The organism is Streptomyces sp. NPDC092952 (assembly GCF_044754785.1).
Lineage (GTDB): Bacteria > Actinomycetota > Actinomycetes > Streptomycetales > Streptomycetaceae > Streptomyces.
In genome coordinates, this window is record NZ_JBIVPT010000011.1 from 96,744 (window position 1) to 114,727 (window position 17,984).

Genomic DNA, 17,984 nt, shown 5'->3' on the forward strand with positions numbered 1-17,984 from the left:
AGTCCCCGGCTCAGGCCGGATCCGCGGAATCAGCGGGGCGCGGGTCCGGTGCCGGAGGAGCTGTTCACCGGCCAGCGGCAGAACCGGCCCTCCGCCCTCGATGAGCACAAGCCCTTCCTGGACGACCGCTGGAGCGAAGGCTGCACCCCATGCACCGGCGACCGCAGGTCACGGGAGACCGCGCCGTCGTTGGACACCGTCCTGATTGCTCCCTGCGGCGGGGCGCCGGCCACCGGAGTGGGGCGTCGTCCCGGCGGCCTCGTCCGCCTGGCCGATGGTGGCCACGTTCATGGCCTGCGGCCTGTGCTTGCCGCCACAGTCGGGCCGGTCGGCGATTCCGTAGCGGCGGCGGGGCGGACAGGGCCGCCCCGGTCACGGCCTACGCGCGGTCGACGAACTCGTCGAACGTACGCGGCGCGCGCCCGGTCAGCTCCCGCACCGCATGCGTCACCTCGGACATCGAGTCGGCCGCCATCTCCGCGTAGAGCCGCAGAAGGTCGTCCACGAACCATCCGGGCAGCCCCCGTGCCCGCAGACCCTCGGCTGCCTGTTGAGGCGTCAGATCACGGAAGGGAACGCCGAGTTTGGCGGCTATCTCCTCATGCGTCAGCGCCTCCGGCCCGGTGAGCGCGTAGGTCTCGCCTTCTCGGGGCGGGCCTGCCAGCAGTGCTGCGGCACAGGCGGCGATGTCGTACGCGTCGATGTACGCCACACGTCCCGCACCGTACGGACCTTCCAGGGCACCGCCGTGGGTGAAGCCGCCCTCGCCGGTGAAGAAATTCTGCATGTAGCTGGTGGGCTGGAGCGACGCCCATCGCAGCCCGGACGCCTTGAGGTGCTGCTCGATCTCCCAGTGCGCGCGTACGGACAGCTTCGTGTCCGGACCGGGTCGCCACGCCGACACCTTCACCACCCACGAAACCCCGGCAGCCCGCGCCGCGTCGATGGCGCCGGTCTGCTGCCGGACCATCGGCTGCTGCCCCTCCACGGGAAGCGCGCCGCCGCTGTTGAGCAGAAGACGGTCAACTCCCTTCAGGGCGGACGCCATCGACACCGGATCGTCGAAGTCCCCGACCACGAAGTCGCAGTCCAGCTCCTCGCCCTTGCGGGCATCCCGCACCAGCGCCCGAAAGGGTACGTCCGCCCCCGCAAGCGCCCGTACCAGGTGCCGGCCAATGGTGCCGGTCGCACCCGTCACAAGAATCATTCTGTCCCCCAGCATCCGAGAAGGCGTCAAGAGTCCTCGCCAACAGTACCGGAGGGCCCATCCGCTTAGGATTGGAATCAGAATGAGGTCTCTGGGTTCGCCGTGGGAAGTTGACGATGGACTGTGGGGGCGTATCGAGCCGCTGTTGCCGGTGATTGAGCGGCGCTTCCGGTACCCGGGGCGTCGTCGGCTCGATGACCGGCGGGTTCTGTGCGGCATCCTGTTCGTGCTCTACACCGGCATCCCCTGGCGCTACCTTCCGCAGGAACTCGGCTTCGGCTCCGGGATGACCTGCTGGAGGCGACTGCGGGAGTGGAACGAGGCCGGGGTCTGGCGGCGCCTGCACGAGAGGCTGCTGGCCGAGCTGCGGGTGGCCGGCATACTGGATCTGTCCCGGGCGCCGGTCGACTCGAGCCATCTGCGGGCGATGAAAGGTGGTGCGGCCACCGGCCCGTCTCCGGTGGACCGGGGCAAGACCGGCAGCAGGCACCACGTGATCGTCGAGGCCCGCGGCATCCCGCTGGCCGTCACGCTGACCGGCGGCAACCGGCGACGACGTGACCCAGCTGATCCCACTGATCCGAGCCGTCCCGCCGGTCCGAGGCAAACGCGGCCAACCGCTGCGCCGCCCGAAGCACCTCTACGCCGACCGCGGCTACGACCACGAGAGCTACCGCGACCAGGTCCGACGGTTCGAGATCACCCCGCACATCGCCCGACGCGGCACCGAACACGGCTCCGGACTCGGCGTACACCGCTGGGTCGTGGAAGGCGCCATCGCACTACTGCACCGGTTCCGCCGCCTACGCACCCTCTGGGAGTCCGCGACGACATCCACCAGGCCTTCATCAGACTCGGTTGTGCCGTCATCTGCCGGCGGCGACTGATTCCAGGCCAACGTAAGGTGGCATCCCATGTCGTGAACTCGCGCCGAGCACAAGGAGGCGGAATGTTCGCCAGCTCGTCGGCACTGGCGGCCGGAAGGCGTCATTCGGTCGGACGGCGCTGGGATGGAACTGTTCTCGCAGTGGGCAATACCGCAGCCGCTGAATGCCGTGTCGAGGGATGGGAAGACGTCGTCGCGGTGGCAGCCGGCAACGTCCATGCCGCGACGAACACGGGCAGGTCTCATACGGCGGGACTCCGGTCGGACGGCACGGTGCTGGCAACGGGGTGGAACGGCGATGGGCAATGCGATGTCACCGGATGGCGAGGTGTCGCGGCCGTGGCCGCAGGCTGGCGCCGCACGCTCGGGCTGCTCGCCAATGGCCGCGTGCTAGCAGTTGGCCGGAGTTCAGAAGGGCAGTGCGACGTGCAGTCCTGGCGCGAGATGGTCGTTCTCTCGTGTGGTGACTGGCACTCGGTCGGCGTCCGGTCGGACGGTTCTGCACTGGCCACAGGGAACAACCGACGAGGTCAGTGTGTCGTTGAAGGGTGGCATGACCTGGCCGCCATTTCGGCCGGGTATCTCCATACCGTCGGCCTCAGAGCCGACGGGCGGGCAGTAGCAACCGGCGACCGGGCAACCGGGGCGTGCGAGGTCGATGAGTGGGAAGACGTGGTGGCACTCGACGCGGGCAGCTACCACACCGTCGGAGTCACGGTGTCCGGGCGGGTCCTAGCAGCGGGGGACAACCGCTACGGACAGTGCGAAGTCGGCGATTGGCGCGACATTGTCGCCGTGGCGGCCGGCTCAACGCACACCCTTGGCCTGCGTGCCAACGGCACAGTCGTGACCGCCGGGAACAATGCCGATAGACAGTGCGAAGTCGATGCCTGGTCCGGAGTCCAGCTGCCATAAGCCTCCGGACCACGCCAACGCGACCTGACACACCGTCATTTCCGAGCCCAGAGACCTCATTCTGATTCCAGTCCTTGGCGGAGGAAAGGACACACCGCCGGGCATGTCCATACCCGCGCCCGGGGGCGTGCGCCGGTGCACCTCACGAGGGCCGGCCGGTATGCACCGGCGACCGTCCGGTCGTGGAGTCCCTGCCCGCCCATGGGGTCTCCGGCGCTTTCACCGACCGTCCAGTCGCCCGGTCATGGTGTCGAGCGTCGGCCAGGGAGGCCCCTGACGCAGCGCGCGCAGCATCTCCTCTCCGAATCGCCTCCCGTTGGGGAACTGGTCGCCACGCTCCCAACGCCACGCGGCGACCATCGCGATGACGAGCTGCCGGCACTCGTCCAGCAGCGCCCGGTCCACGCCTGGATAGTGCGCGCAGACCGCCTCGGGGGCATGGGCGAGATCGAACTCGACGGGGCCGCGGCAGCACGTCTCCAGGTCGATGAACAACGGGCCGTTCCTCGTGCCGAGCACATTGCCCGGATGCGGCTCGCCGTGGAGCAGTTGCTCCACGGCGCCGCGGTCGTCGATCGCCCGTCGCATACTTGCCAGCCTGCCACCGAGGAACAGGCGGTCCGCTTCGGCGAGTTCCGGTGAACGGTCCGGGTCGGCGACCACGTCTTCCGCCTCCGTGATCCGGTCCGTGAACCTCGGGCACGCCATACCGATGTCGCGCATTCCGGCGTGCAGCCGCTCCAGCGCCCGGGCGTAGTCGACCGGTGGGACGAGCGGTGCCACGGGCTCGTAGTAGGTCCACAACGTCACGGCGAAGCCATCGCGTACGTACACACGCGGGTCCGCCCGGGGCTCCAGGGGACACACCGGGCATCCGGCCTTGATGAGCCGCTGGGCGAGATCGACTTCGAACTGTGCGACCTCCTGCCCCACCGGGGCGACCCGGGCGAAGACGTCGCACGGCGTCAGCCGCAACGCCAGCTTGTTCGAGTTGTGGAGGACGGTCACGTCGTCGGCCGGCAGGCCGGACGACTCGGCGACCGAGGTCGCAGCAGCGATCGCACGCGTCACGTCGGGCTTGTCCATCCTTGAAGCCTGACATGGATGCACCGGCGGGGGGTGACGCCTCCCAATGCGGCCGGATACCGACTGCCGGGCCCCGGCTCGTCCTCCGCGGCATCGGCCCTGCACCAGGGCGCGAGGGCCGTCCCGTAGTCTCGACGAAGTCGATGTTCTCCACCTCCGGGAGGATGGCCCATGACCGTGCACGTGACCGTGTGGGACGACCGCGATGGGACCGGAGGCGACCCCGCCCCTGCGGATGCCCCCGCCCTCTTCGTTCACAACATCTTCAGCTGGGGCAGCGACTCCGCGTACGGATTCGCCGGACAACGCCCCCTCGCGAACGGCCGGCGGCTCCTCCTGATGGACCGTCGGGGATACGGCGACAGCCCGGACACCGCGCGCAGCGACTTCGACGCCGACGCCGAGGACGTCCTGGAGGTTCTCGACGGCGGGGCCGTCACCGCCGCAGGGCCCGGCGGCGCCCACCTCGTGGGGCACGGGAACGGTGCCGTCGCCGCGCTCATCGCCGCCGCGCGCCGGCCCGACCGCGTCCGCTCCCTCGCCCTCGTCCAGCCGTCCGCCTTCACCGCCGCCGCGCACCATCCGGTCGTCGCCGCCCTCCTCGACCGGGTGCGCGACGGTGCCCCCGGCATCCCGGACAGCGTCACACCGGAGCAGTATCTGCGCGCGTCCACCGAGGGGCTGGGGATGGCCATGCCCGATCCCACCCCGCGCCGGCTCCGCGCCGTCGCCACCTCCATGGCCGAACGGCCCATCTGGGAGGCGGAGATCCCGCTGGAGCCGATCCGGGCCGCCGCCCTGCCGGTCCTGGTGATCTGCGGTACCTGGGAGGACGCGCCGGACGCGTACCGCGAGCACGTGGGGCTCCCCCTCATGGCCGTGGCCGAGTCCCTCACGGACTCCCTCGGGGGCCGCCTCCTGCGAGTGCCCGGGTACTACCCGCACACCCAGGAAGCCGCCGCCGTCAACGCCGCCCTGCGGGAGTTCTGGGGCTGACCCGGTTTCACAACACCGGTCACCGGTAAGTCCGTTCCGGCCCGAATCTCGTACGCGGCATGGGCCGAACCGGTGGGGGTCCGGGCCGTGGAGTGCACGGCAGCCGGACCGCGGCGCCGGCCGGCCGCGGTTCCGCGCCATACGGCCACGCTTCAAGGCGCTCCCCGACACCGAGCGCAGACCGGGTTTCCGCGATCTCGCCGTCCACACCGAGGAGTTGATGTCCCGCTCGATAACCTGGCCGCTCCTCACCTTTCCCAGAGAGACGACCAGGATCCATGCTGAACGCGGTTTTTCACGATCAGGAATTCTTCCTCGCCTCCCTCATCGTCATCTCGCTCATCTGCGGGTTGTCGGCCCACCGGCTCACCCGCGGTCGTGATTCACCTTCCTGGGCGGTTGCCGCGTTCGTGTTCTTTCTGGCCATGGCCCTGGGGGTCACCGTCTTCCTGCCGAACGGGGGCACGGCGAGCGGGACCTGCACCGTCAACAGGGACTTCACCGAGCCGTTCAAGACGGAACAAGGGCTGCTCAATGCCGCCATGTGCGTGCCTCTTGGGCTCTCTTCGGTCCTGGCTTTCCGGCGCCTTCTTCCCGTCGTCGTGTACGGGGTTCTGACTCCGGTCGTCGTGGAATTGGCACAGGCGACCCTTCCTTGGATCGGCCGGACCTGCGACAGCAGCGACGCGGAGATGAACGTCATCGGAGTACTTCTGGGCGCGGGCCTGGGTTGCGCGCTGCTCGGACTTCGGGGTTCGAGAATCGATCCGTGGCGCCAGGGCATGAAGCGGACAGCGGTCATCGGCGTCGGCACACTGACCATCTGCGCGTGCGTGTGGAATTTCGCCATCACACCGATCGCCGTGGATGCCACCAGCCTTCGGTTCGCGAACGCCCGGGAGAAAGAAGCTGCGCGAGCGGCGCTCAAGGAAGCGTTCGACGATCGGTACTCTCCGGTGAATGTGCAGGTCCAGCCCGGATACGACGGCGGACCCGAAACGCTGCTCATTGCTCTGCCCCACAGCTCAGCAACGCTGAGCTGGCCCGACAGAGCGAACTTCAGTGTGGAATGGGAAGCCCTCCTCACACCGAATCCGAACAGTTTCCCGGTGGACGGAGCATCCGGGAATCCGGAGAATGCCGATGCCGCATACGCGATCGCACATCGCTACGCGAGCTCGCACTACGCATGGGCCCTCGAGGGAACCGGTCACGAGTTGTCCCCCGTCGGGGACGGGGCGGAGTCCGGCTGGCTCGTCAGTTGGCGGAACATCGAGGACGGCGCGGTCATGCCCCGACGGCTCGACGTCCAGATCGATCGCGCCGGCCGGGTCTCGCGGCTGAACGTTCAACGTGGTCCGCTGTCCGTGGCGCTTCCTCCCCGCCGGGTGGACCGCGCCCGGGCGGAATCACTCGTCACCGCCACGTTCCCGAAGGGGTCCACGGCGGAAGTCGAGGCGGGCAAGCTCATCGCGGTCGAGGAGAAGGGCGAGTGGCGTGCCCGGTGGACCGTATCCGTGGCCTTCGACGCATCGGACGTCTCCGAGATGTACGTGGACGCCGAGACCGGCGAGGTGGGCCCCTGAGTGCCGTCCCGCCGGGGCCGGGCCTCCGGCCGGCCGGGCACGTGTCCGCCCGATCCGGGACCGAGACGCCAACTCGCATTGCTGTCGGGCAACTTGCTCCACAAAGCCGGACCGATTCACCCAGGTACCTACGCAGTGGACATGTCACTCAGTGTGTTTTCATGTGGGCCATGATGAAGAGGAAGCGATGAGTACCACTCGATTCCCGACCACCGTCGGGGTCATCTGCGCGACCGTCCTCTGTGCCGGCTGCGGCTCGTCGGCGTCGGAGGAGCCGCGGGCCGACGGTCCGACCGCGACGGCCGCCGTCGACAGCCCGTCGCCGTCGGCGCCCGCGGCACCGACGGCGGACCCGGACGTGGTGCCGGGGTCGGTCCTGAAGACCTACCTGCCGACCAACCGCACCCTGCCCAAGGGGTGGAAGGTCTCCACCGTGTTCGACGAGCACGACAGCGGCCCGAAGCCGGTGGCGCCGTCCGCCGACCCCAGCCAGGCGGCGGACTTCGGCTGCGACCAGCTGTCGCAGCACGGCACGGAAGGGGCTCTCGGCGGCTGGGGGGCGTACGCCAACCTGGGGGTCACCGACCCGTACGCCCATGAGGTCGGGATCATGGTGCTTTCCTACTCCGCCGGCCAGGCCTCGGAGGCGTTCGGGAACCTGAGGTCGCTGGAGGGGGTCTGCGGGACGACCTACGAGCCGAATTCGGCGGGGTTGCTGGCCAACCCGGTCACCATAACCGTCGGCGCCGTCGACGGCGTCGGGGACGAGGGCGTGCGCATCACGATCGACCGGAAGGCCTACGTCGGCCGGGAGATCGTCGTCACCCGGGTCGGTGACCGGCTGCTGTCCGTGTCCTCCGACAACGACGGCGGGGAGTTCGCCGACGTCATGAAGCTGGCGAAGACCCTCACGCCCCGGGTGAAGTAGGCCGCCCGGCTCAGCGGTCCGGGGACGGTTCCCCGGACCGCACGAACCGTACCGGCGCCCGGAAGCGGGCCTTGCGGGCGGCCCGGCGGAAAGTGGTGAGGACGGCCGGTCCGGCGAGCACGATGCACACGAAGTTGGTGACGGCACGTCCGGTGTCCCAGCCGAGCGAGGTCGCCACGTCGAACGCGAGGTAGCGGTGCCACTGCTCGGTGAACGGCAGACCGGGCAGATAGGCGATCGAGCTGTCGGGGTCGAGGGAGAACGGCCAGAACGACAGGTTGAGCAGGAAGCCGAAGAGGTAGCCGGAGAGCGATCCGTAGACCGCGAGGAGCAGCACCTCGCGCCGTCCTGTCGCACGCGGCAGGAATCCGGCGAGCATCCCGACGAAGGCGCAGCCGAACATCTGGTACGGCATCCAGGGCCCCACCCCGCCGGTGATCAGGGCGGAGGTGAACAGGGAGGTGCAGCCCAGGGTGAAGCCGAATCCGGGGCCGTAGACGCGTCCGGCCAGGACCAGGACGAAGAAGACGGTCTCGATGCCCGCGGTGCCCGCGCCGAGTGGGCGCAGCGCCGCGTTGACGGCGGAGAGCACGCCGAGCATGGCGAGTGCTTTGGAGTCGATGCCGCCCTCGGCGATCTCGGAGAGCACGACGCAGAGGATCAGGATCAGCAGGACTCCGAAGATCAGCGGCGGGGCGTAGTTCGAGCCGAAGGTGCCGGGGGCCACGACGAACGGCCAGAAGAACGCGACGACGCCGAGGAAGGCCGCCATCGCGATGACCAGCCCGATGCGCGGGTTGAGGCGGATGGCGGCGGCGTCGCGGGGACCGGGTCGCGGGGTCATGGCCGATCCTCCGGGTGGTCGGGGAGCGGTTCGTCGTCGTGGAGGGCGGTGGTGACCTGGCCGACGGTGAGGTACGGGAGCGGGGCGAGGATCTTGGCGGTCTGCGGGGCGAAGACCGGGGAGGCCACGATCACGTCGGCGGTGGGGCCGTCGGCGACGATGTCGCCCTCGGCCATGACGACGACCCGGTCGGCGGCGCGCGCGGCGAACTCGACGTCGTGGGTGGACACGACGACCGTGCGCCCCTCGGCGGCCAACGCGGCGACGATGTCCACGAGTTGGCTCTTCGCCCGGTAGTCGAGGCCGCGGGTCGGTTCGTCGAGGAGCAGGACCTTCGGGGCGGCGGTGAGCTGGATGGCGAGGACCAGGGCGAGCTTCCGCCCCTCGGAGAGGTCGCGGGGGTGGGTGGTGTCGTCGATGCCGGGGGCGAGGAGGTCCAGGAGGGTGCGGGCGCTCTCCCCCGTCGCGGACTCGGTGTCGGCCTCGTCGAGTTCCTGGCGGACGCTCTCCAGGTAGAGGAGGTCGGCGGGGGTCTGGGGCACCAGGCCGACGAGCCTGCGGGCGTGCGCCGGGGGTACGGCGTGCGGGTCCGTGGCCCCGGTACCACGCCCGCTCCCGGTTCCGGTCCGGGTTCCGGGGGCGCCCTCGTGGACGCCGACGGTGCCGCCGGTGCGGGGGCCCGTGCCCTGGAGGGCCCAGAGCAGGGAGGACTTGCCGGAGCCGTTGCGCCCCATCAGTGCGGTCACCTCGCCGCCGTGCAGGGTGAGGTCCACTTCGCGGACGGCCGGGACGCCCTGGTAGGTGACGGTCACCTTGCGGGCGGTGAGCAGGGCGGGGCGGTCGGGGGCGGCGGGGCGCAGGGGCGCCGGGGTACGGCCGGTGAGCCGGGTGCGGAGCGGGGCGGCCCTGCGGCGGGCGTCGCGGATGGAGAGCGGCAGGGGGTCCCAGCCTGCCGCCCGCCCGAGATCGACGATGGGCGGTGCGATGGCGGACGTACGGAGGATCTCGGCGGGGTCGCCGATGCGGACGACGCCGTCGCCGGGGAGGTGGAGGATGCGGTCGGCGTACTGGACGACGCGTTCCAGGCGGTGTTCGGCCATCAGGACGGTGACGCCGAGGTCGTGGACGAGGCGGGTGACCGCTGCGAGGACCTCCTCGGCGGCGCTCGGGTCGAGGGCGGAGGTCGGTTCGTCCAGGACGAGGACGCGCGGGTGCGCGGTGAGGACGGAGCCGATGGCGACGCGCTGCTGCTGGCCGCCGGAGAGTTCGTGCAGGGCGCGGTGGCGCAGATCGGCCAGGCCCAGAAGGTCCAGGGTCTCCTCGACGCGCTTGCGCATGGTGGCCGGCGGGGTCGCCAACTGCTCCATGGCGTAGGCGAGTTCCTCCTCGACGGTGTCCGTGACGAAGCCGTCGGCCGGGTCCTGGCCGACGACGCCGACGACATCGGCGAGTTCGCGCGGCGGGTGGTCGGCGGTGTCGCGGCCGTCGACGGTGACCCGGCCGTACAGGGTGCCGCCGGTGAAGTGCGGCACCAGTCCGTTGACCGTGCCGAGCAGGGTGGACTTGCCGACGCCGGTGTGTCCGACGACCAGGCACAGTTCGCCCTCCTCCACGGTGAGGTCGACGTCGCGCAGGGCGGCGGCGGGGGCGTCGTCGTAGGCGACGGTGACGTGGTCGAAGGTGATCACGCGGCGGCTTTCGGTTCGGGTCGGGGGTCCTGGGGCGGGGGCGAGAGGAATCCGGCCGTTCCGGCGAGGAGGATCGCCGCGGTCGGCACCAGCGGGAGTTCCGGCCAGGTGAGCGGGTAGAAGGCGGGGTTGAGCTGGGCGGGGTCGTAGCCGAGGTTGGCGAAGAGCAGTACCGCCGCCAGCACCCCGCTGCCCGCGACCAGCCATTCGGCGGTGCGCCACGGGTCGGGCCGGTAGGCGGTGCGGGTGACGCGGCGCCCGCCGAGCCGGAGTCCGGCGACGCACAGCGCCGCGCCCGCCCCCATCGCGGGGAAGCCGAGGAAGGCGGGGGCGGTCGCGTCGAGGAGCCCGTACGCCCCGGCGCACAGGCCGCACATGCCGAGCAGCATCAGGGCGCCGGTGGCCCGCCGGGAGCGCCGGGTCGCGGTGCCCGCGCGCCCGTAGCCGCGCGAATCCATGGCGGCGGCCAGCCGCAGCGAGCGTTCCAGCGCGTCCTCCAGCACGGGGACGACGATGCCGCGCAGCGCCCGCAGGCCCCGGGTGCGCCCGGCCCGCAGCTTCCGGGCCCGCGCCACCCGTTGCACGCTCTGCACCAGTTGGGGCGCCACGCTGATCGCGACGGTGACGGCGACGCCCAGCTCGTACAGGGCGCCGGGCAGCACGCGCAGGGCCCGCTTCGGGTTGGCGAGGGTGTTGGCGGCGCCGATGCAGCACAGCATGCAGGCCAGCCGGAGCCCGTCGGTGGCCGACGACAGCACGGCTTCCAGGGAGACGGGTCCGCCGAGCCGGATGCCGGCGTACCAGTCGGGGGTGGGGATGTGCGGCAGGGAGAAGAGGAAGTGGTCGTTCGGGGTGATGCCGGTGGCGAACACCACCCGGAAGACCACCCGGATCGTCACCACCGTCAGTGCCAGGTACAGGTAGTACTTGAAGCCGCGCGCCCAGGGAGCGTTGGTGCGGCGGGCGGTGACGACGTAGCCGAGCACGGCCAGCACCAGGAAGAGCAGCAGCGGGTTGTTGGTGCGGCTGACGGCGGTCGCCAGGGCGAGGGCCCAGATCCACCAGGTGAGCGGGTGGAGGGTACGGGCCGGACGGCGGCCGCCCTGGTCCGGCGTGGTGCCGGTCCGGACGGCCACCGCCTCGGGTGGGGGGTGGTCCATGGGGGTCACTCGTGCGTGCGGCGGCGTGCCGTGTAGATGCCTGCGCCCGCGATCAGCGCGACGAGTCCGGCGCCCGCGACGACCGGCAGCACCGAGCCCGCGTCGTGGGCGGCGGCGGCCCTGGGGGCGGCGTCGACGACCCGGGGTTCGGAGCCGGTGCCGCTGGAGGGTGCCGGGGTGGTGCTCGCCGGGCCGGAGGGGCTGGGGCTTCCGGTCGGTTCCCCGGACTTCTCCGGCTTCCCGGTCCTCGACGGGGTGGCCGGGGGTTCGGTGGTCTCCTCGGCCACCGGCTGTTCGGGGGCCGGGCCGGTGTTGACGTTCGGCGGCAGCTTCGGGGCCTTGGCGGTGGAGGCGGGCCGGCCGGTGCCGCTGGGCCTGGTGTTGTGGGCGCGCAGTTGGTCGGGCCTGATCTTCGGACGGCCCTTGGTGCCGCCGATGTCGGTGCCGCCGAAGATCCACAGGTCGACGCTGCCGGGCTTCGGCTTGTAGAGCATGGCGCCGAGCTGGCTGTACTCCCAGTCGTCGGCGCCGGGGTCGGCGTGCCAGTACGACCAGTACGCGGAGGCGGGCGGTGTGAGGACGCAGTCCTCCTGGGAGGCGGGCGGGAACTGCTTGCCGTTGCCGTAGCCGCTGTAGCCGATCCGGCAGATGAACGCCGGGCCGTCGTGGCTGGTGCCGACGGTGCGCCAGCCGCCCTGGTTGAGCAGCTCGTAGCCGGTGGTGGGGGTGGTGCCGCAGGCCCGGTAGACGGGGCCGCCCCAGTGGCTGAAGTCCACGGCGAGCACGACGCCCGCCGTGGTGGTGCACCGGCCCATGGCCTGCGGGTCGGCCGCCGCCTGCCCGGTGGTGGCGCCGAGCCCGGCGGCGGTCAGGGCGAGCGCGACCGCCGTGCGGGCCACTGCGCGCACGGCCCTCGTCACCGCTCCCCCCGGACCGTGCGGCGCCGGGCCACGACGACCGTGCGCCAGCCGGCCGTGCAGAGCAGTACGGCGAACAGCCCGAGGGCCAGGGCCTGCGCACCGGTCGAGGCGAGGGCCCCGCCGCCGTTCGCGTCCACGATGCTTCCGCCGTCGGTGCCGTCGTCCCCGGGGGTGACGATCTCGGGGATGCCGTCGTCGTCCCCGCTCGGGGTCGGCTGGGGGCCGGTGCCGTTCAGTTCGCGTTCCAGCGTGGCGAAGGAGACGCCGGTGGCCCCGGCGACGGCCTGGGTGGAGGCCCGCAGGTCGGAGCCGCGCTGGCCCTCCTTGGCGACGTTGAAGCCGCCGTCCTTGTTCTGCTGGGCGGCGAGGAACTCCAGGGCCGAGGCGATCGCGGGCCGGTGGGCCGCGCGGTCCAGGGAGAGGCCCTGGACGGCCAGCGCCGCCGAGTTGACGCTGTTGCCGGCCGCTCCGGGGAAGCCGCCGTCGTCGTACTGCCGGCCGGCGATCCACTCCAGGGCCTTGTCGACGGCCTTGTCGGCCCGGTCGCCGCCGGCGAGGTCCAGGGCCATCGCGGCGATGGCGGTGGAGTCGACGTCCTTGTCCCCGGTCGGCGGGATCAGGCTCGGCCAGGAGCCGTCGGCGTTCTGGATGCTCTCCAGGTAGGCGATCGGATCCTCGGCGTTCTCCTGGTCCCCGGCGCGGAGCTGCGCCATGACGGCGAGGGCCTGCGAGAAGACGGACGGCGCGTAGGTGTAGGCGCCCTTGGCGGCGCAGGAGCGGTCGGGCGCCTTGCTGGGCCCGGCGCACACCGCCTCGTCGAGGGCGGCGATCAGATCGTGCCCGGCGAAGTCGCGCGGGTCGCGGCCCACCGCCTCGGCGAGCAGCGCGGTCTTGCCGATCGAGCCGCCGCCCGCGTAGGCGGTGCCGATGCCCGTCCAGTCGTTGACGGTGCGGCCCTCGCCGTCCGTTCCGCCCTGGTCGAGGAAGTCGACGACACCGCGCAGCCTGGCGTTGTCCAGGCCGGTGGCGGCCAGGGCGTACGCCCCGTCGATGGTGAGGCCGAAGTCGGCGCGGCCCGAGCCCGCGACGGCCGGGTAGTACCGGCCCTGCTGGAGCCGGTCGGCGCCGGTGAGGTAGGCGACGCCCTTCTTCAGGTCGGGGCCGTCGCCGGGCTCCGGCTCGCCGCCCGGGTCCGGGGTGGCGGGCGGGCCGGTGGGTTCGGTCTTCTTGGTGGTGAGGCTCGCGAGGTCGGTGCGGGCTCCGGCGAGGGCGGCGACCGGGGTGGCATAGGCGGTGGGTTCGGTGGCGTCCCGGTCGTAGCCGAAGCCGCCGCCGTCCAGTTGGGTGCGCGAGAGCCAGCCCTCGGCGGAATCGGCCCGGGAGGTCTCGCCGAACGCGCGCAGGGCCTGGGCGGCGTAGGCGGTGGCGATCACGTCGCCGGTAGTGGCTCCGGTGTAGCCGGGGAAGGAGCCGTCGTCGAGCTGTGTCTTCCTCAGGTAGTCGCGGGCCTTGGTGACGGCGGGCTCCTGGCCGCCCGCCCGGTGCAGGACGAGGGCGATCAGGCCGGTGGTCCCGGCGTCGCCCTCGCAGCGGCCGCCGGGCTGGATGAGGATGCTGGTGATGCCGCCGTCCTTGCACTGCACCTGGGTGAGCCGGGCGACGGAGGCGGTCTCGGGGGTGATGTCGGCGCGGAGCAGGGCCAGTACGGCGCGGGCCTGCTCGTCGGCGTAGGTGATGTGCCGGATGTCCCCCTCGGCGGTGCAGCCCTGGCCGGGGGCGGCGGCGGGGCAGACGTTGCCGGTGAGGTCGGCGATCAGGTCCCGGCCGCCGAAGTCCCGGGGGTCGCGTTCGGTCGACTCGGCGAGCAGGGCGAGCCGGGCCGCGGCGGCCGTGCTCGGGGCCTGGTCCCTGCCGCCGGGGAGGACGTAGTCGTCGACGTGGGCCGCGAGGAAGCCGACGACCTTGTCGAGGGCACCGCTCCTGCCGCGGGCGGCGGCCAGGGCGTACGCGGTCTCCGTGGTGAGCAGGTAGTTCGGGGTGCCGGTGCCCTCGTCGACGATGCGTTCGCCGTCGCTCAGCAGGTCCTGGAGCCAGGAAGCGGCGCCCGCCACGTCGACCCGGCCGGGGGCTCCGGTGGGTCCGCCGCCCGGGTTCGGGGAGGTGCCGCCCTGGGCGCGGACGTCGTCGGGGCTGAAGGTGGGCCGGCCAGTGGTGCCGCCGATGTCGGTGCCGCCGTACACCCAGGCGTCGACGTCACCGTCCTTGAGCTTGCGGTCCATCGCCCCGTACTGGCTGTAGGTCCAGTCGTCCTGGCCGGGCGAGGCGACCCAGTACGACCAGTAGGCGGTCGCCTGCGGGGTCAGGACGCAGTCCTCCTTGTCCGGGGTCGGGTACTGCGTACCGGTGCCGAGGCCGATACGGCAGATGAAGCCGGGGCCGTCGTGCTGGGTCCCGGTGGTGGTGAAGCCGGCGTCGCGGAAGAGCTCGTAGCCGGTGGTGGGGGTGGTGTCGCAGCCGCGCTCGACCTTGCCGCCGAAGGGCGTGAAGTCGACGGCGAGGACGGCCCCCCTGGTCGCGGTGCAGTCCCCGACCGGGGCCGCGGCGGCGGGCAGGCCGGTGAGGAGGTACGCGAGGCAGGACGCGACCAGGACGACCAGCGCGGACAGCACGGCGGCCGGGGCGCCCGGCCGTCTCCGCACGTGTCGTGCACGCCGTATGTGAGTGTCCTCGCACTCCACGGTTCCCATCACGGCCCCTTCGCTGTGTGGCCGAAGCGGGTGGCGGGGAACGTGGCAGCGGCCCCGTCCCGGCGGTGAGCCGCAGGGCGGAGCAGGTCGCACCACGCCGTAGTCCGCGACGGCGTCCGTTGCTGTGGAACACGCTCCAGGCACTCCGGCTCGCCCGACCGGGATCGGGCCTACGGTTGCGGGTCAGCGCCGGACTTCGACCGGCTTCCCCTGGAACAGCTTTGCGTATCAGCCGGATTGGAGCATGCGTTCGTGGGGACCGTCAAGACCGCTCCGTACGATGCGGGTTCACGCCGCTGCGCACAGTGGCCAAGCCGGTCGGACGTCCGGTACTGTCCGGCCCTGCCGAGTGGGGGAACCCGGTGCGACTCCGGGGCTGACGCGCAGCGGTGTGGGGCGGCGACTGCCTTCCCGAGCCCGAATGCCCATACGGCACTGGCTAGTTGGAAGTCGGTCCACGCGTTCCGGACGGCGGCCACGCCCCGTCGTACGCACCCCTCGCGGGGACCGGCGAGCGGGGCCGGCGTCCCTCACCTCTGGAGCACGCCATGCCCCGTACCAGTACCGTCCGCCGCGCCGCGTTCACCGCGGCGGCCGCCCTCGGCGCCTTCGCCCTGACCGCCCTGCCGGCGGCGGCGACCTCGACGCCGGCACAGATCGCCACCTCCACCGCCAACGGTGTCGGATACCTCAAGTCCCTCCAGGGGGCGGATGGTTCGTACGCCGGGTCGGGGCTCTCCAACGAGTGGGCGTTCAGCGCGTTCGCCGCCGCCGGTACGGCCGCGGTGGACGTCATCCCCGGCGGCGACGCGACGAAGAACGCGAGAACGGTCTACCGGAACCTGCTCTCCACCGGTTCCTGGCCCTCGGCCTCCCCGGTCGTCACCGACTACGAGCGCGCCGCGCTGAACGCGTACGCCGCGGGGATCGATCCCGCCCGGGTCTCCGCCTCCCGCAACCTCGTCGCCGACATCTACTCCTACTGGCAGACCGCCGAGCCCGGCTACTTCGGGCCGTCCGCCAACTTCAACGGCACCGTCTTCGCCGCCCTCGCCCTGAACGGCGCCCGGACCACCGCCGACCGGATACGCGTACCCCAGTCCCTGCGCGACGCGATGATCACCCGGATCCGCGCCAACCAGCACGACGACGGCGGCTGGAACTTCGGCAAGGCGGAGGGCGACCCCGCCCAGCTGGCCGCCGAGGGCGACGTCGACATGACCGGGGCGGCCATGGCGGCGCTGTGCGTCTCCGGCGCCCCCGCCACCGACCCCGACATCGTCGAGGCCAGGACGTTCCTGAAGAACAAGCTCGTCGTCAACACCGGCGCCTTCGACGCCATGTACGGGGTCAACACCGACTCCAACGGCTGGGCCGTCTCCGGCCTCAACGCCTGCGGCATCAACGCCCAGACCGGCGACTTCCTCACCTCCAAGGGCAGGACCCCGGTCGACTTCCTGATCGGCCAGCAGTTCAACCCGGGCGGCGGCTTCCGGTACCTGCCCACCGACACCGCCCCGCAGGCGTACGCCTCCATCGACGGACTGCGGGCGGTGGCCGGCGGCGGCTTCACCTCCGCACCGCCCACTCCGGCGACCGCCGGCGCGCCCCGGTGGGTCGGCCAGGCGTCGCTGTCCTCCGGCACCGCGAGCAGGTTCGCGCTGACCGTGGACGACGGCACCGGCTCGCTGAAGGTGTGCTCCGTCACGCTCACCGCGACCGGCGCCACGACCACACTCGGCGCGGTACTGGACGCGGCGGCCGGCGCGGCGGCCCCGTCCGGCTGCGTCACCGGCGTCACCCCGGCCACCGGCACCGGCCCGATCACCGCCCTCAACGGCAGGACCAACAGCGGCTCCACCGTCTGGAAGGCGAGTGTCGACGGCGCCGCGTTCACCACGGCGGCGCGCGAGAGCGCCGTCGCGGTCGGCGACACGATCGCCCTGCGTCTGGGCTCCTGATCCCGGGTCGGGTCCGTCCGGGCCTTCGCCCCCGCCCGACCGGTGGGGGTGGAAGCCCGGATAGACTCGCCCGTATGACCCGATCATCCCGTAATGGCACAAGTGCGGGGATGTGGCGGCGCGAGGCGGGCACCGCGGTGCGCCGGGTGGTGCGAGTCCCGGAGCGGGCGGTGGCGTCCGGGCACACGGGGAGCCCCTTCGCGATCCTCGCCGGGTCGCAGATCCCGTCCGTACCCACGGAGTGGGTGCCGCACGCGCACGACCTGCACGAACTGGTCTGGGTGCGCGGGGGAACACTGACGTCCCGGGTGGAGGACCGCGTCCTCACCGTGTCCGAGGGGCACGGGCTGTGGATGCCGGCCGGGGTGGTGCACGGCGGGCGGACCACGGCGGGCGTCGAGTTCCACAGCGCCTTCTTCGCACCCGACCGCACCCCGGTCGCGTTCGGCTCGCCGACCGCGATCACGATGACGCCGGTCCTGGAGTCCCTGCTGACCCACCTGGCCCGCACGGACCTCGACGCCGGGGCCAGGGCGCGGGCGGAGGCGGTCGTCTTCGACGTACTGCGACCCTCGGAGCGCCAGTTCGCCCTGCGACTGCCCGGCGACCCCCGGATCGACCCCATCGCCGAGACCCTGCTGGACGACCCGGCCGACCCCCGCTCGCTGGACGGGTGGGCGCGGACGCTGGGGATCAGCGACCGTACGATCGCCCGCGCCTTCCGCCGGACGACCGGGCTCTCCTTCGCGCAGTGGCGGCAGATGCTGCGCGCCCATCACGCACTGACCCTGCTCTCCGAAGGTCTCGACGTGCGGGACGTCTCCGATTCCCTGGGGTACGCGCAGCCCAGCACGTTCATCGCCGCCTTCCGGCGCGTCATGGGCACGACCCCGGGCGCCTTCTTCGGCGAAACGGGCGGAGCCGTCGGAGCCGTCGGAGCCGGCCGGGCCGGTGGCGCCCCGGACGGTGTCCGGAATCCCGCATCGGGTGTCCAGAACTCCTGATTGCCGCCACGACAAGCGGAAGATAGGGTTCCCTTAGTTAGGTAACCCTTAGTTGC

The 17,984-nt window shown here is 72.0% G+C and carries 13 protein-coding genes, 1 pseudogene and 2 riboswitches; of the genes and pseudogenes, 7 read left to right on the plus strand and 7 right to left on the minus strand.

Annotation, left to right across the window (positions count from 1 at the left end; genetic code table 11):
• Positions 1-379: 379 nt before the first annotated feature.
• Positions 380-1,207: an NAD(P)H-binding protein gene (locus ACIQGQ_RS24780; RefSeq protein WP_402398945.1), complete on the minus strand. Its 828-nt coding sequence runs from the start codon at positions 1,205-1,207 to the stop codon at positions 380-382.
• Positions 1,208-1,289: 82 nt separating this feature from the next.
• On the opposite strand from ACIQGQ_RS24780, the pseudogene ACIQGQ_RS24785 reads away from it, so the two are divergent.
• Together ACIQGQ_RS24785 and ACIQGQ_RS24790 are read left to right on the plus strand one after the other, a co-directional pair.
• Positions 1,290-2,081: pseudogene (locus ACIQGQ_RS24785) on the plus strand (IS5 family transposase); the annotation flags it as partial.
• Positions 2,082-2,156: 75 nt separating this feature from the next.
• Positions 2,157-3,008, plus strand: coding sequence for an RCC1 domain-containing protein (locus ACIQGQ_RS24790; protein ID WP_402399188.1), 852 nt, complete (start codon positions 2,157-2,159; stop codon positions 3,006-3,008).
• Positions 3,009-3,227: 219 nt separating this feature from the next.
• Here ACIQGQ_RS24790 and ACIQGQ_RS24795 read toward each other — a convergent pair whose 3' ends face one another.
• Entirely contained in the window at positions 3,228-4,094 is an 867-nt protein-coding gene (locus ACIQGQ_RS24795) for a phosphotransferase (RefSeq protein WP_402398947.1), read from the minus strand.
• A 171-nt stretch (positions 4,095-4,265) separates the two neighbouring features.
• Here ACIQGQ_RS24795 and ACIQGQ_RS24800 point away from each other — a divergent pair, with 171 nt between their 5' ends.
• The 3 genes from ACIQGQ_RS24800 to ACIQGQ_RS24810 all read left to right on the plus strand — a co-directional run bounded on the left by ACIQGQ_RS24800 (position 4,266) and on the right by ACIQGQ_RS24810 (position 7,604).
• Positions 4,266-5,090, plus strand: a complete 825-nt coding sequence (locus ACIQGQ_RS24800) for an alpha/beta fold hydrolase (protein WP_402398948.1) — start codon at positions 4,266-4,268, stop codon at positions 5,088-5,090.
• Between the two features lie 278 nt (positions 5,091-5,368).
• The gene (locus tag ACIQGQ_RS24805) at positions 5,369-6,676 is read left to right on the plus strand and encodes a VanZ family protein (RefSeq protein ID WP_402398950.1); all 1,308 of its coding nucleotides are present in this window, start codon (positions 5,369-5,371) and stop codon (positions 6,674-6,676) included.
• Between the two features lie 187 nt (positions 6,677-6,863).
• Entirely contained in the window at positions 6,864-7,604 is a 741-nt protein-coding gene (locus ACIQGQ_RS24810) for a hypothetical protein (protein WP_402398952.1), read from the plus strand.
• A 10-nt stretch (positions 7,605-7,614) separates the two neighbouring features.
• On the opposite strand, the gene ACIQGQ_RS24815 is transcribed toward ACIQGQ_RS24810, so the two are convergent.
• Genes ACIQGQ_RS24815 through ACIQGQ_RS24835 form a run of 5 tightly spaced genes read right to left on the minus strand, consistent with a single transcriptional unit; the run spans position 7,615 to position 14,963 of the window.
• Positions 7,615-8,448, minus strand: coding sequence for an ECF transporter S component (locus ACIQGQ_RS24815; RefSeq protein WP_402398953.1), 834 nt, complete (start codon positions 8,446-8,448; stop codon positions 7,615-7,617).
• Positions 8,445-10,136 carry an ABC transporter ATP-binding protein gene (locus ACIQGQ_RS24820; RefSeq protein WP_402398954.1) on the minus strand — a complete coding sequence of 564 codons (1,692 nt, stop codon included), beginning with the start codon at positions 10,134-10,136 and terminating at the stop codon, positions 8,445-8,447. Before ACIQGQ_RS24820 ends, ACIQGQ_RS24815 begins: the two co-directional genes overlap by 4 nt.
• Positions 10,133-11,296, minus strand: coding sequence for an energy-coupling factor transporter transmembrane component T (locus ACIQGQ_RS24825; RefSeq protein WP_402398956.1), 1,164 nt, complete (start codon positions 11,294-11,296; stop codon positions 10,133-10,135). The genes ACIQGQ_RS24820 and ACIQGQ_RS24825 overlap by 4 nt, the downstream gene beginning before the upstream one ends.
• Before the next feature lie 5 nt (positions 11,297-11,301).
• Entirely contained in the window at positions 11,302-12,204 is a 903-nt protein-coding gene (locus ACIQGQ_RS24830) for a hypothetical protein (protein WP_402398958.1), read from the minus strand.
• An 8-nt stretch (positions 12,205-12,212) separates the two neighbouring features.
• A complete protein-coding gene (locus ACIQGQ_RS24835; protein WP_402398960.1) occupies positions 12,213-14,963 on the minus strand; it encodes a prenyltransferase/squalene oxidase repeat-containing protein in 2,751 nt (916 codons plus the stop codon).
• Positions 14,964-15,080: 117 nt separating this feature from the next.
• Positions 15,081-15,218, minus strand: a riboswitch (cobalamin riboswitch).
• A gap of 97 nt (positions 15,219-15,315) precedes the next feature.
• Positions 15,316-15,390, plus strand: a riboswitch (cobalamin riboswitch).
• A gap of 121 nt (positions 15,391-15,511) precedes the next feature.
• Between ACIQGQ_RS24835 and ACIQGQ_RS24840 the strand changes: the two genes are divergently transcribed.
• Both ACIQGQ_RS24840 and ACIQGQ_RS24845 read left to right on the plus strand, forming a co-directional pair.
• Positions 15,512-16,924 carry a hypothetical protein gene (locus tag ACIQGQ_RS24840; protein WP_402398961.1) on the plus strand — a complete coding sequence of 471 codons (1,413 nt, stop codon included), beginning with the start codon at positions 15,512-15,514 and terminating at the stop codon, positions 16,922-16,924.
• Positions 16,925-17,034: 110 nt separating this feature from the next.
• A complete protein-coding gene (locus tag ACIQGQ_RS24845; RefSeq protein WP_402399191.1) occupies positions 17,035-17,928 on the plus strand; it encodes a helix-turn-helix domain-containing protein in 894 nt (297 codons plus the stop codon).
• Positions 17,929-17,984 lie beyond the last annotated feature (56 nt).